This window comes from Lentibacillus sp. L22 (assembly GCF_040812445.1).
Taxonomy (GTDB): domain Bacteria; phylum Bacillota; class Bacilli; order Bacillales; family Amphibacillaceae; genus Lentibacillus_C; species Lentibacillus_C daqui.
This window is the reverse complement of the sequence record NZ_JBFNXI010000046.1, coordinates 13,560-27,381: the sequence shown is the minus strand read 5'-3', so window position 1 is coordinate 27,381 and position 13,822 is coordinate 13,560. Positions and strand designations below refer to the sequence as shown.

The following is a 13,822-nucleotide window of genomic DNA, read 5'->3' as shown; positions in this document are numbered from 1 at the left end:
TCAGAAAACAAATCCCAATTCCGAGGATACTCTATTAATTTACACAAACTTATTGACAGTACCTTTTATGATTCAGAAACAAGAGGAAATGATCTTAAGTCTATATTCAGAAATATATGATCTGGTTGTACCTAAAGATAATTTTCTAAGAAGGCTCGATGATTTAGTTGACTTTTCTTTTGTATACAATGAATTAGAGGATAAATGTAAAGTATGGTTTAAGGATGGGTGTTACAAGCCCAGGGCAAAAAGTAAGACGTATTCCGTGACCATTAAATTGATAAGCATATGGAGCAAGCAAAGTTTCAGGAAACGGATGGCAATATTCACCGTAAATCTAAAACAAATATTGAAATTAATGAGCTAAAAAATAAGTAAAATAAAAATATACAAATCAATAAAAAGACGACTCTAAATTTCAAAAAATGAATTAGAGTCATCTTTTTTGATAACTAATCTGTAGTTTCACTGAAAAATCGTAAGTTTTTCAGTGGCCTCGCATAAGGCGACCTGCTTTTCATTCTTTCTTCATTATTGATTTAACTGCGAACGGCAGTACACCAAGCCATCGGTTGCTGTACAAATTAGCTTGTTGTTTGGGTTTATCCTTGATCCTTTTTTTTCGGCGATGTTCTGCCGGTGTATTCATGTATGTTACGGCTTTTTCTGTGACATATTTGACAATATCGTTACCAGACATCAGCAACACCCCTAAATTTATATCATTGTATTATTAGCTTTTCCTGTAGTCAATCGGCTATACATCAAGCATTTCCTCTCTCCCGAAAATTTTTTTGTTTTTTTTTAATAAAAAAGAAGGAATTTGTCAATCTGCGTCGAATAAGTATCTATAAGAGAATAAAATGGAGGTGGTAAAGCATTGAACCCCGCAAAATCACTCGCAACCAAACTTCTGCAATCAGCGATTGAAACCCGCGCCTCGGATATTCATTTTAATCCTTTTCCCGATCACACAGATATTTATTTCCGAGTTCAAGGCAAACGTATTTTCAAACAAGCGGTTCTTGCTTCACATTACCAGCAATTACTTACCTACTTTAAATTTACATCAGGAATGGATATAGGCGAAATTAGGAAACCGCAAAATGGAACCATTGATATGGAATTCGACTCAAAATATTCGCTGCGTTTATCCACCTTGCCGGTCAACCATATGGAAAGCCTGGCAATCCGCATCCTCCCGCAAGAAGAGAACTTAACACTCGATCAGCTTTTCCTATTCCCAAACCAGTTAAAACGATTAAGACAATGGATCATGAATCGAGCAGGGATTATATTGTTCACCGGTCCAACCGGAAGTGGCAAAACTACGACCTTATATGCACTGTTACAAACAATCCTGCAAGAGGATTCCTACCAAACCATCACATTGGAAGATCCTGTGGAAAAAGATATATCCAATATTTTACAAGTTCAGGTGAACGAAAAAGCCGGAATCACCTATCAAGCTGGTTTAAAGGCTGCACTGAGACATGACCCAGATATTATTATGGTCGGGGAAATCCGTGATCGGGAAACAGCCAAATTTGCCTTTGAAGCATCCCTGACTGGTCATTTGGTGTTAAGTACTTTACATGCAAAAAACGCAGCAGGTACCATTCATCGTTTGGTTGAATTGGGGATGACAACCGCTGATCTGGAACAATCACTCGTAGCCGTTGCTGCACTGGAATTGCTGCCGTTCGATCTCAATGATGAAATAACCAGGCGTGCGGCAATTCTTGAAATGTTAGATGGCAAACTGTTGGAACAAACGCTAAAAGGGGTTGATGTACATTCCATAAACGACTTTCAATCTTTTTATCATTTACGAAAGAAGGCATATGCATATGGTTTTGTATCTGAAAAAGTATTTTATGCAGATCAGGCATAGGACGTTAAAAAAAGAATTGCAACTATTGTTTCTCAACCGCCTTTCCCGCTTATTGAAAAATGGTTACACATTACTTGAATCATTGCAAATTATCCAATGGAATTCCGCATTGGCACAACCCGCGGCAACCATTACAACCTGCCTGAAAAATGGCAACAGACTCGATCAGGCATTGGAACAAGCCAACTTTAACTCCTTCATCACCTCCTATCTTTATTTTGTTCGGGCAAATGGTGATATTGAAGCGAGCATTGATAAATGTTTGGCCATGTATGAACAGCGTCTTCAGTATACAAAGAAATTCCAGCAAGTCGCCAGATACCCCGTTATACTGCTGTTCTTCTTTTCTATTGTGCTCTTTTTTATCAAACGATCCGTTCTTCCGTCTTTTCAGGAGCTATTTATGGCAACAGAGGAAACATCCTCCATGATATCTATTTCCATCATGATTATCGACATACTTACTTCCATGTTAATTGTATCGCTTATCGTATTGATTATTGGTGCGACCTTATGGCAAGTAAACAAACAAAAAGTTTCCATTGATAAACAAATTAAACTTTATAGCACCTTACCGTTTTACCGGAACTATAAACAAATACGTGTCTCATTCTTGTTTGCGACCCACTTTAGTTCATTGTTAAAAACAGGTATCTCCATTAAAGACATATTATCAACCATGTCTGAACAAACAAAATTACCTATCCTATCTTATTATGCCACACTGATGACCCAGGAATTAAATCAAGGTAAACACCTGTCAAGTCTGTTATCACAATTCCGTCTGTTAGATAAACAAATTCCATTAATTTTTCAAAAAAATGCCGATGCTGCTGCATTAGAAAAGGATTTATCCGTGTATGCAGAATTTCTTACTGAAGAACTGCATCGAAAAATAATGAGGAATTTGACCTATATTCAACCTATCTTTTTTATTACTTTGGCAGGTTTAATTGTGTTTATTTATATAACCTTGATGTGGCCGATGTTCCAATTAATCAAAACAATTTAATTGAGGAGATGTAGTTCATGTTTAAAAATCAAAAAGGGTTTACCTTAATCGAGATGTTAATCGTTTTGATGATCATTTCGGTACTAATCATTTTGATCGTGCCCAATTTGGCAACGAAAAGTAAAGAAGTTAATAACAAAGGCTGTGATGCATTAGTCAACGTTGTTCAATCGCAAATTGATTCCTATTATGTAGATAATAAAAGTTATCCTTCCAGTATCAATGATTTGGTTAAAGAAGATTATATTACTACAAAACAAACAAAATGTCCGAATAAACATACGCTTACAATTGACGGCGGGAAAGTAAAGGAATCCAGATAGGTATGTAAATGAGGAAAAACGGGTTTTCTTTACTGGAAGTAGTTTTTGTCTTGGGTATTTGGTCACTTTTATTCTTGCTTGCGGTTCCCTTGCAGTATTCTGTTTTGGATAATCAAGAGGATGAACAATTTTTAAAAACGTTTCAGTCGGACATTTTATTTCTGCAAAATATAAGCTATGCTTCAAGTAGTCGGATTGAGTTAGTATTTGATCACACAAACCATTGCTATACCATTGAAGGACTTGATGAAGGAACATTACTTAAACGTTCGTTTCCTGCTGAATGGGATATCGATGAACGGACCATGAAAGAGGGTATTTCCTTTAATAACCATGGTACAATCAGAAAACCCGGTCGGATTCAGATAGATACACCATCAACAAGGTATCAAATTATCTTTCCATTAGGCAAGGGGCGCTGTTATGTTGAAAAACTGTAAAGGATTCACACTCATTGAGGTACTGGGAGCATTTGGTATCGTCATGATGATTGCCACAACACTCCTGCCAATTATGCATATCGTTCATAAGGAAGAGGAAGTATTAAGTGAACGCCGGCAGTATACCAACCAATTACATGATGAGCTGCAAGCCTATTTGTGGGAGGGGCATGATCTTCTCCCTCCCATTTCTTTTGCCAAAACTAATAATAGTACAACTTTGTTTTATGATTTTACAAACGAGGATCATTTAGTTAAAGGATGTGTCAAATGGACCAATGTTAAAGCAAAACAAGAGACTGTCTGCTTATATGGCTATCCGGCGGAATAAAAATAAGAATGGATTTACTTTTATTACATTACTGGTTACGATCACCATTTTATTTACGACCCTTCCCTTTACCGCATATTTTTTACAATCCATTGATCCGTATTCCCATGATCAAGAACGTGCGATCCAGCAATTTTTTTATTTTTTGCGTGACGATGTTTTACAGGCAACTGACTATGCGGTCACACCAACCAAACTGACATTGAAAGATAAAAACCAAACGACCATAACCATTGAGCAATATCAAAATCTCATCAGACGCCAAGTAAAAGGGAAAGGACATGAAATATACCTGCGTGAGGTCAAAAAGGTTTTGTTCGAGAAGCTCCCCTATGGTATTAAAGTTTCTATTACATCAGCACAAGGAGAGACGTATGAAAAATCGATCATGTTTTACCAATAACCAGCGAGGCTTTATTTTTCCATATGTATTGTTCATTACAGCCATTATTTTGCTGGTTGTTACCGCAAAGGTTTCTGCTTATCAAAATGATATCAGGATCAGCCACAATCACGAGAATCAGCTGACCATTGAAACGTTGGTGCAAATGGGCCATGAACAATTTAAGCAGGAAATGAATAAGCATCCAGGAAAAAAAGGGCACGTATCATATCACTATCCTCCGGGAAATGTTACCATCACCTATACACAAAAAAGTCCGAAAAAATATGACCTATTATTTCAAGTACCAGCTAATGATAAAACATACAGTACGACGATGATATTGGAACTGGATGAAGTTGTACAAACAGCGAATAAAGAATAGGCTTTTGCGTTACACTATCCATACCCATCGTATATGTGTATCCTGCTCACCTAATTATTGCCATGGTCTACACCATGTATCAATCCCAACGAAGCTTTATCAACATCGATCGAACTGAAAATATGTTTGGAGCGGCGATATTTGTTCGTACGGGACAAAACTTCCGATTGTTTAGCAAGTTTCATTTACAACATGAAAATCCTGGTTTATAATATCATTGACAAAGGATATAAAAGGAGGGGAAAATATGGATCGTATGTTTCGTGTCCTCGCTTTTTGGACAGGAATATTTACCGTAATGTTCTACATAGGCGGAATGGAAAAAACCGCATTATTATTCCTGGTTCAAACTGCATTTTTCCTTACAGTTGGCTACTTGAAATTGTCTGAACGCATGTATATGTATTTATTCGGAGCTTATTGTACCATCTTTATGGTCGGTTTCACCTGGTATTCAAACTTTATCCTTGTACCAGGTTTTGAATAATTAAGTCTGGATAAGGATGGAAACAGCCGGTTCTTTCCACGCTTTTCCATCCTGCATATACATAACCTTTCTGGAAAAACCTCGTGAAATTTTTGCGGGGTTTTTTACTTTTTTTCAAAAATCTGTTGACATATTAGATATAAGTATATAAAACACGCTAGAATATAGAACAAGGGGAGTGGCGACAGAAGGAAATTTTCCGATGATCTGAATATATGTTTTGCAATTATATTTTTGTTGAAAACACAAGAAAACATTGAGTGCAAGCTGTGCCATAAACAACGAAGCACATCCGTTACCCATCGTCTATCCAGCGCGTGATATACACGTCGAACATCATCGAGCGGACGATGAAGGAAATCAAGAAGCGCACAAAAACCATGAACAGTTTACCAAGCGAAAGGGCGACAGAAAAAGTAGTGTACCTTCAAGTAACCGACTATAACCAAAGATGGGGAGAACGAAAATTAAGGGGATTCGCAAGCGCTTACCAGCAGCTACAGGACATGTTTGAAAAACGATACGGGAAACCAGATAATAATTGATGTAATTCCGAGGATACTCTATTAATTTACACAAACTTATTGACAGTACCACCCACCTTTAATTGATAACTCTATTGTAACTAAAAAAGATATGATTCCCATCATAAATTGGAAATCATATCTTTTAGACTTTTTCAGTGGCCACCCTTATGCAACCTGCTTTTCATTTAATGGTCCCTTCTGCCAAATAAAAAATTCCTCCATTAATTATCTCATAGGATACTTTTGGCTGGTATCGTTCTTTTATTTCTTGTAATTCTTTTTCCATTTGAATTGTTTGTTCGTCATCGGTAACATTCTGATAAAAATGTTTCAACATGGCACTTTCTTCCTTCAAGGTTTTTATTGATTCTTCAGCCCAATCATTGTTCTGCCGTTTGATGTGATCATCAATAACTGATTCAATCCGTGAAAAACCACTTTTCAACCTGATTAACGGAGAAATGGTAAAACAGTAATCAGAAATTGTTAATTGTAGTGGCAATTGTTGCAAATGATCCATCATAGAAAACTTCATCATGCCGTTGACCAGGTGAAGCCCAATTGACAGCAACTCATCCTTTTTTTGTTTTCCAATGTAACTGATCTTCGTATTTAAAACAAGCCATGGATAAAGTGCTGTTTTAGTTGTTGTATCAAGCTGTTGAAATAGTTTGGTATATTTTTCATTTGTTTTCAGATGCTTGAAAATTTGTTGAAGTCTTGGGCTGCCATAATGGATCCATTCCCCTTTTTCATCCTGTTTTTCCGGATTGGTAATGAGTGTCAGTTGCATAGGGGCACCTTGATTTCCCATCTTCTTGATATAGTGCCAGTAAAACGGCCGGTTCATTAACGCTTTGTCCATTTCTTCCGTTAATTGTACGGTTAAGACACCATCTTTATTTTGTAACATACGGCAGTCGTTTGCTGTAAAATAGCGGACTAAAAATTCATTGAGGTTTTCAATTGCCATATTGCTGTTCCTCGCTAATCGGATTTTCATGTTTATACTGAATAACTGAAGAAAGATTATCCAATTTAATTTTTGCCTCCCCAGTCGAAGTGGATTCGGAAAAAATGGACTGGATCTCTGTCTCCAAATCGCTAATGCTTAATTCGGAAAGGATGGCATCCAAATTACCGATGACTGATTCAAATAGATTAATCTTCTCATATAATAAGGTCATAATATGTTCTTCCACCGTATTACGAATTGCAAAATTGTAAATGTGGACATCTTTTTCCTGACCATATCGATGAATCCGGCCAATACGTTGTTCCAGCCGCATTGGGTTCCACGGCAAATCATAATTAATCATATAGTTGCAAAACTGCAGGTTAATCCCTTCACCACCTGCCTCCGTGGCAATTAGTACCTGGGCATGATTTTGAAATAACTGCCGCATCCAATCCTTTTTACTACGCTTAAACCCGCCACGAAAAGGGACGGAAGTGATGTTACTTTGTTTTAGATACCATTGTAAATAGAGTTGTGTTGCCCGGTATTCTGTAAAAATTATCACTTTTTCATCTGGATGTTGTTGAATTAACTCAACCACCTTTTCCGCCTTGGCGTGATGGGGAAGCTGTTCGATTTTCCCTGCGAGATGGTGAAAGAGTTCGTCAGCGTGTTCATTCATTGCCATTTTTTGCAAAGATAAATAACAGGCTTCTCTTGACGAACAGATTTCCCGTAATAAAGTAATTTTCGCAAATGAGGCGGTGAATTGAACTTGATCCAATTCCTGATAAAAATCGTATTCCTCTTTGGAAAAATCAACCCAGATCGTCTCAATATGCCGTTTTGTATTGTTCAGGTCTGTTTCATTTCTTGTATTACGAATCATAACTTTTTGAATCAATTGTTTCAGATAGGTATCCTGATTAATTTGCTTCCGATCCTTTCCATATTGTTCAAGGAAAGATTCATAATTTCCTAAATGACCGGGTTTGAGAATGGATACCAAATTGAAAATCTCGACAAGTTGGTTTTGTACCGGTGTTGCGGTTAGTAGTAAACAATATTTCTTTTTTAAGGAACGAACAAATGCGTAGTTTTTTGTCTTATGATTTTTTAATTTATGGGCCTCGTCAATGAGAATAAAATCATAATCAATGTCCAGGATCTCTTCCCGATGTGGGGAACGTTTTGCCGTATCAATAGAAGAGATAAGAATATCACATTGTTTCCAGGAATAGTTTTTTCGATGCCCAATCGCAGGGATATAAAACTTGCTATTCAATTCCTTCTCCCATTGATTGACAAGGGAAGCGGGTACAAGAATTAACGCCTTCTTTACTAAACCGCGAATCATATATTCTTTCAAAATAAGCCCTGCCTCAATCGTTTTTCCCAGCCCCACTTCATCGGCAAGGATCGCCCTTCCGTTCATTTCTTCAACTACTTGTTCTGCGCAGGAAATCTGATGTTGCAAAAAGTTTACATGTGGAAGATATGTCAGCGCCCGTAAACCATTGAATGTTGGCGTCATTGTTGTTGTCTCTGCCTCATACGCCATTTGAAATAATTCCCAATGAGAAAGACCAGTTTCCTTATCAAGGCATGTTTGTAGGTTATCGATAAATGTAGTGTCTCTTTCCAGTTGTATCTCCTGCATAAATTACGACTTCCTCCTGTATAAAAGAGATGGGATATTACGCCCGTTAATACGTTAAAAAAACAATTGTTATATATTGAAAGTCCAGTAACAATCTTCTAAAAAAAGGACCGAGAAGTTCTAGTCGGCATAGCTTTGAGCACCGGAGTGTACATAGAAGGTACATGAGGAGCGGAAAAGCAAGCCAACGAACTTCTTCAAAGGAAGGCCGACTAAAAACGGGCTTGCGCTCAGGCGTCGACATACCTCTTTTGCAGGGGCATGTCATTTTTACCGGACTTTTTGAACATCCTCTAAAAGGAACACTTATTTAAAAATATAAATGTTTTATAAATTCCACTACTTTTGCAAGGGTATTTATGATATACTAAAGCCAAATCAAGATAGAGATTTCCGATTAGAGGAAAATGAACTTTCATAGATGTTTAATACACATCCCGCTATATTACGAATGTGATGTGTTTGATTCATTAATTTGGCATCGCTTAACATTTTGTATTAGTAGTATACCCAATTACATCTATTTTCATAAAAGCGAATGACTGTAAGGGGAGAGATTGCGTAAATTTGTATTACGCAACGCCGAAGGAGCAAACTCATGTGAATCTCTCAGGCAAAAAGACTCTTACAGGACGCACCTCTGGAGAGCGTTTACAGCATTTGTAAACCACCAACGAAGCAAGCATCCGCCGGCAGTGTTCTCACTGTTTTAAAAAGGGTGCGCAACTTTCAGGTTGACTGACAGAGATTTCCTTTATAGAAGGAGATCTCTATTTTTTTGTGTAAAAACAAAGAACAAAAAATGAAAAATGGTCAATACCGCTGAAATTTGGGAATTGCCCATGTTCGAAAGGGAGTGGACAGGTGTGAGTGAATTAAAGAAGACCCCGTTGTTTCCGGAGTATGAAAAATACGGGGCGAAGACAGTCGATTTTGGAGGCTGGGATTTACCGGTGCAATTTTCCAGTATTAAGCATGAGCATCAGACAACAAGAACAAAGGCAGGTTTATTTGATGTATCCCATATGGGTGAGATAGTTGTTAAAGGGGAACAGAGTCTGGCTTTCTTGCAAAAGGTGATGACAAACGATATTGCCAAACTTGTGCCCGGACGTGCACAGTATACGATTATGTGTTATGAAAATGGCGGAACAGTTGATGACCTAATCGTTTATATGATTGACGTCAATCATTATTTGCTTGTTGTGAACGCAGCTAATACAGATAAGGATTACCAGTGGCTTGTAAAAAACAATGCGGAAGATGTAACGGTTACCAACGAATCAGCAGCGTATGTTCAATTGGCATTGCAAGGGCCATTAGCGCAGGAAATTCTTCAACCGTTAACAGGTACAGATTTAAGCGGGATTAAACCTTTCCGATTTGCCAATCCAGTTTATTTTTCCGGGATCAAATCAGGTGCGATTGTTTCCAGAACCGGCTATACCGGCGAGGACGGATTTGAAATTTACATTGCTGCCAAAGAAGGTCGTGCATTATGGCAGCTGATCATGAACGCCGGTAGCGACAAGGGGTTGGAACCAATTGGTCTTGGTGCCAGAGATACATTAAGATTTGAGGCGAATTTGGCTTTATATGGTCAAGAATTATCTGAAACCATTACACCAATAGAGGCAGGCCTGGGATTTGCCGTTAAACCGAACAAAGAAGCTGATTTTATTGGGAAATCTGTATTACAAAAACAAAAAGAGGAAGGTCCTGCCAGAAAATTGGTTGGGATTGAGATGATCGATAAAGGGATACCAAGGCATGGTTATCAGGTTTTTGCTGATGACAAGGAAATTGGATTTGTGACATCGGGCACACAATCTCCAACATTGCAAAAAAATGTGGGTTTAGCATTATTACAGGCTGAATATGCAACTGTAGGTACAAAGGTTCAAATTCAGGTCAGGAAAAGAGCACTACAAGCGGTTATTGTCGCAACACCATTTTATAAACGTGCAAAATAGGGGGAGGGAATACCAGTGGAATTTCGATATTTACCAATGACAGAAGAAGATAAACAGGCAATGCTTGAGAAAATTGGTGTAGAAAATACTGATGCATTATTTTCCGATATTCCGGAACACGTTCGATTTAAAAGGGAACTGCAGCTGAAGCAACCTGCAAATGAGTCGGAATTGAAAAAGGAATTGGCTGGTCTGGCAAAACAAAATGCGAATTTACAGGATCATTGTTCGTTTCTTGGGGCAGGTGTCTATGATCATTTTATCCCGTCTGTTGTCGACCATGTCATTTCCCGTTCTGAATTTTATACAGCATATACACCTTACCAGCCGGAGATCTCTCAGGGGGAATTGCAGGCAATCTTTGAATTTCAGACGATGATTTCTGAGTTAACCGGTATGCCGATTGCTAATTCATCCATGTATGATGGAGGAACAGCGTTGGCTGAAGCAGTAACATTGAGCGCGGGTTCAACCAAAAAGCAAAAAATTCTTGTATCCAAAGCAGTGCACCCCGAATCCCGGGAAGTAATTACTACCTATGCCAAAGGGCAAAATCTTGAGATCATCGAAATTGATCAATATAACGGCCGAACAGATTTAAAACAATTGGCGAATGAACTCGATGAAAATACAGCGAGTGTGGTGATGCAATATCCAAACTTTTTCGGTCAAATTGAACCATTGGATGAAGTGGAAACGTTGATTCGTCAGCAAAAGAAAACGATGTTCATTGTGTCCAGCAACCCTTTGGCATTGGGATATCTAACCCCGCCTGGAGAATTTGGTGCTGATATTGTCGTTGGGGATACGCAAGTTTTCGGCATACCTGCCCAGTTTGGCGGCCCGCATTGCGGCTATTTTGCAACAACAAACAAATTAATGCGCAAGGTTCCGGGCAGATTAGTTGGTCAAACGATAGATGAAAACGGCCAACGTGGTTTTGTCTTAACATTACAAGCAAGAGAACAGCACATCCGCCGTGACAAAGCAACCTCAAATATTTGTTCCAATCAGGCATTGAATGCACTGGCAAGTTCAGTAGCCATGAGTTCGATCGGCAAACACGGAATCAAACAAATGGCCATGTTGAATATGCATAAAGCACGGTACATGAAGGAACAGCTGGAAAAGAAAAACATTGAGATTGTCACGACTGGTCCTTTTTTCAATGAGTTTGTTATCCAATTGCCTGGTAATGTGTCAACATATAATAAACAATTATTGAAAAAAGGGTTCATCGGCGGCTATAATCTGGAACGGTCTTATCCTGAATTAACAGGACAGATGTTGCTTGCCGCTACAGAGATTCGTACAAAAGCGGAGATCGATACTTTTGTAAAAGAATTGGGGGATATTCATGGTTGCTAAAGATTTTCCATTAATTTTTGAACGCAGTAAGGCAGGAAGAACGAGTTATAGTCTGCCAGCATTAGATGTACCGGAATATGATTTACAATCGGAATTCGATGAGCAATTCATCCGTCAGACACCGCCGGAATTGCCGGAAGTAAGCGAATTGGATATCATCCGGCATTATACCGGATTGTCCAATCGCAACTATGGTGTAGACTCAGGATTTTATCCACTCGGTTCGTGTACGATGAAATATAATCCGAAAATAAATGAAGATGTAGCCCGGCTGCCAGGCTTTAGCCAAATTCATCCATATCAAGATCCGGAAAGTGTTCAAGGTGCATTGGCCATGATGTATGATTTACAAACAGCATTAGCGGAAATCACCGGGATGCATCAGGTTTCATTACAGCCTGCTGCAGGTGCACAAGGGGAATGGACCGGGTTAATGATGATTCGTGCTTTTCATGAAGCAAATGGGGATAGGAAACGAACCAAGGTCATTGTCCCTGACTCCGCACATGGCACTAACCCTGCATCCGCATCTGTTGCAGGTTTTGAAGCGGTAACAGTAAAATCGAATGAAAAAGGTTTGGTAGATCTTGATGACTTAAAACGCGTGGTTGGTGAGGATACAGCAGCATTAATGCTGACAAACCCGAATACATTGGGGTTATTCGAAGTAGAGATTCTGGAAATGGCGAAAATTGTACATGATGCCGGTGGGAAACTGTACTACGATGGTGCCAATTTAAATGCCATTATGGGCTACACCAGACCAGGTGATATGGGATTTGATGTTGTTCATTTGAATTTGCATAAAACCTTTACCGGGCCACATGGCGGTGGAGGTCCAGGTTCGGGTCCGGTTGGAGTTTCAGATGAATTGGCCGCATTCCTGCCAAAACCGCTGCTTGTCAAACAAAACGACAAGTATATGTTTGACCACGATCGGCCACAATCAATTGGTCGGGTGAAGCCGTACTATGGTAATTTTGGGATTAATTTACGTGCATATACCTATATTCGGACTATGGGTGGTGAAGGGCTTAAAAAGGTTAGCGAATTTGCGGTATTAAATGCTAATTACCTGATGCGACGTTTGGCAGATGAATATAAATTGCCTTACCTACAGCACTGTAAGCATGAATTCGTGCTTTCCGGTAAAGATCAAAAGAAATTGGGAGTCAGAACCCTTGATATCGCTAAACGTCTGCTGGATTATGGGTATCATCCGCCAACCATTTATTTCCCGTTGAATGTGGAGGAAGGAATGATGGTTGAACCAACAGAAACAGAGTCGAAGGAAACATTGGATGGGTTCATTGATGCAATGCTTGCCATTGCCAAGGAAGCAAGAGATGATCCAGAGACCGTCCAAGAGGCACCACATACAACTGTTGTTAAGCGGATGGATGAAACAACCGCCGCACGAAAGCCGGTATTACGGTATCAAAAAGAATAAATAGAAAAAGCCAAAGTCGGTGTGTTAAAAACATAACGGCTTTGGCTTTTTTAATGGAATGATGTTTTTGAGTACAAGTTAAACCAGACTAGTATCAATGCGTGCAGCTTCTTTATTTAATCTTTCCTGTCCATTTTTTAAAGCCGCCTTTGAGTTGATTTACGTCTTGATAGCCTTTTTTATGAAGCAGTTCTGCTGCCCGGACGGATCGTGTTCCATTTTGGCAATAAAGGTAGACAGGTTTATCCTTCCGTAATTCAACGAGACGTTGTTTCATTTGCGTTAAAGGTATATTTCTTGCGCCAAGTATATGCCCTTTTTTAAATTCCTGGGGCTCACGTACATCGATTAATTGGGCTTTGCGATACCCTTCCTTAAACTGGTCCTCGGTTAGCGTTTTTAAATAAGCTCGCTGTCGGAAATAGCGAAACAGCATAAATGCAATGATAAGCACAAGTGCAATAATGAGAATTGTCATGTTTTTTCCCCCGTTTTTTAATGCTTCTAATTTCTATTATATGGTTCATGATCAATTTTTTCAAAGAGTTTAATGTTAATATCTATGAAAAGTAGGTCTATATACCTATGTTTATTTTCTTGATAAGATGTATCATGTAATTTGTGATATTTTG

At 38.7% G+C, this 13,822-nt stretch carries 16 protein-coding genes, 1 pseudogene and 1 riboswitch; of the genes and pseudogenes, 13 read left to right on the top strand and 4 right to left on the bottom strand.

All coding sequences use genetic code 11. The features are described 5' to 3' along the window. Positions 1-367, top strand: a 367-nt coding sequence (locus ABRT01_RS15305; protein ID WP_367748330.1) for a hypothetical protein, incomplete at its 5' end; no start/stop codon positions are given. Between the two features lie 150 nt (positions 368-517). Here the strand turns inward: ABRT01_RS15305 and ABRT01_RS15300 are convergent. After that, positions 518-700 carry a YqzE family protein gene (locus tag ABRT01_RS15300; RefSeq protein WP_269412200.1) on the bottom strand — a complete coding sequence of 61 codons (183 nt, stop codon included), beginning with the start codon at positions 698-700 and terminating at the stop codon, positions 518-520. 180 nt (positions 701-880) lie between these two features. On the opposite strand from ABRT01_RS15300, the gene comGA reads away from it, so the two are divergent. The 9 genes and pseudogenes from comGA to ABRT01_RS15255 form a co-directional block, all read left to right on the top strand. Then, positions 881-1,894, top strand: a complete 1,014-nt coding sequence (gene comGA / locus ABRT01_RS15295) for a competence type IV pilus ATPase ComGA (RefSeq protein ID WP_269412201.1) — start codon at positions 881-883, stop codon at positions 1,892-1,894. Then, on the top strand, positions 1,851-2,906 hold the full coding sequence (comGB, locus tag ABRT01_RS15290; protein WP_367748323.1) for a competence type IV pilus assembly protein ComGB: 1,056 nt from the start codon (positions 1,851-1,853) through the stop codon (positions 2,904-2,906). The genes comGA and comGB overlap by 44 nt, the downstream gene beginning before the upstream one ends. Positions 2,907-2,923: 17 nt before the next feature. Next, on the top strand, positions 2,924-3,229 hold the full coding sequence (gene comGC / locus ABRT01_RS15285; RefSeq protein ID WP_269412204.1) for a competence type IV pilus major pilin ComGC: 306 nt from the start codon (positions 2,924-2,926) through the stop codon (positions 3,227-3,229). 8 nt (positions 3,230-3,237) lie between these two features. Then, the gene (gene comGD / locus ABRT01_RS15280) at positions 3,238-3,669 is read left to right on the top strand and encodes a competence type IV pilus minor pilin ComGD (RefSeq protein WP_367748319.1); all 432 of its coding nucleotides are present in this window, start codon (positions 3,238-3,240) and stop codon (positions 3,667-3,669) included. Then, complete coding sequence (locus ABRT01_RS15275) at positions 3,653-4,000, top strand: type II secretion system protein (protein WP_269412206.1); 348 nt, start codon at positions 3,653-3,655, stop codon at positions 3,998-4,000. Before comGD ends, ABRT01_RS15275 begins: the two co-directional genes overlap by 17 nt. Then, entirely contained in the window at positions 3,948-4,403 is a 456-nt protein-coding gene (locus tag ABRT01_RS15270; protein ID WP_269412207.1) for a ComGF family competence protein, read from the top strand. Before ABRT01_RS15275 ends, ABRT01_RS15270 begins: the two co-directional genes overlap by 53 nt. Then, positions 4,375-4,767, top strand: coding sequence for a hypothetical protein (locus ABRT01_RS15265; RefSeq protein ID WP_269412208.1), 393 nt, complete (start codon positions 4,375-4,377; stop codon positions 4,765-4,767). Before ABRT01_RS15270 ends, ABRT01_RS15265 begins: the two co-directional genes overlap by 29 nt. A gap of 247 nt (positions 4,768-5,014) precedes the next feature. Beyond that, complete coding sequence (locus ABRT01_RS15260; RefSeq protein WP_269412210.1) at positions 5,015-5,254, top strand: DUF2626 domain-containing protein; 240 nt, start codon at positions 5,015-5,017, stop codon at positions 5,252-5,254. Positions 5,255-5,544: 290 nt separating this feature from the next. Then, a pseudogene (locus ABRT01_RS15255) lies at positions 5,545-5,799 on the top strand (transposase); the annotation flags it as partial. Positions 5,800-5,962: 163 nt separating this feature from the next. Here ABRT01_RS15255 and ABRT01_RS15250 read toward each other — a convergent pair. After that, positions 5,963-6,754 carry a YqhG family protein gene (locus tag ABRT01_RS15250; RefSeq protein ID WP_269412211.1) on the bottom strand — a complete coding sequence of 264 codons (792 nt, stop codon included), beginning with the start codon at positions 6,752-6,754 and terminating at the stop codon, positions 5,963-5,965. Next, entirely contained in the window at positions 6,744-8,399 is a 1,656-nt protein-coding gene (locus tag ABRT01_RS15245) for a DEAD/DEAH box helicase (RefSeq protein WP_269412212.1), read from the bottom strand. The genes ABRT01_RS15250 and ABRT01_RS15245 overlap by 11 nt, the downstream gene beginning before the upstream one ends. A 538-nt stretch (positions 8,400-8,937) precedes the next feature. Beyond that, positions 8,938-9,034, top strand: a riboswitch (glycine riboswitch). Positions 9,035-9,265: 231 nt separating this feature from the next. On the opposite strand from ABRT01_RS15245, the gene gcvT reads away from it, so the two are divergent. From gcvT to gcvPB, 3 genes are read left to right on the top strand one after another with little or no spacing between them, the layout of a single operon-like run. After that, positions 9,266-10,372: a glycine cleavage system aminomethyltransferase GcvT gene (gene gcvT, locus ABRT01_RS15240; RefSeq protein ID WP_269412213.1), complete on the top strand. Its 1,107-nt coding sequence runs from the start codon at positions 9,266-9,268 to the stop codon at positions 10,370-10,372. A 15-nt stretch (positions 10,373-10,387) separates the two neighbouring features. After that, complete coding sequence (gcvPA, locus tag ABRT01_RS15235) at positions 10,388-11,740, top strand: aminomethyl-transferring glycine dehydrogenase subunit GcvPA (protein WP_269412214.1); 1,353 nt, start codon at positions 10,388-10,390, stop codon at positions 11,738-11,740. After that, complete coding sequence (gcvPB, locus tag ABRT01_RS15230; protein WP_269412215.1) at positions 11,730-13,190, top strand: aminomethyl-transferring glycine dehydrogenase subunit GcvPB; 1,461 nt, start codon at positions 11,730-11,732, stop codon at positions 13,188-13,190. The genes gcvPA and gcvPB overlap by 11 nt, the downstream gene beginning before the upstream one ends. A 112-nt stretch (positions 13,191-13,302) precedes the next feature. Here gcvPB and ABRT01_RS15225 read toward each other — a convergent pair whose 3' ends face one another. Then, complete coding sequence (locus ABRT01_RS15225) at positions 13,303-13,668, bottom strand: rhodanese-like domain-containing protein (protein ID WP_269412216.1); 366 nt, start codon at positions 13,666-13,668, stop codon at positions 13,303-13,305. Positions 13,669-13,822: the final 154 nt, after the last annotated feature.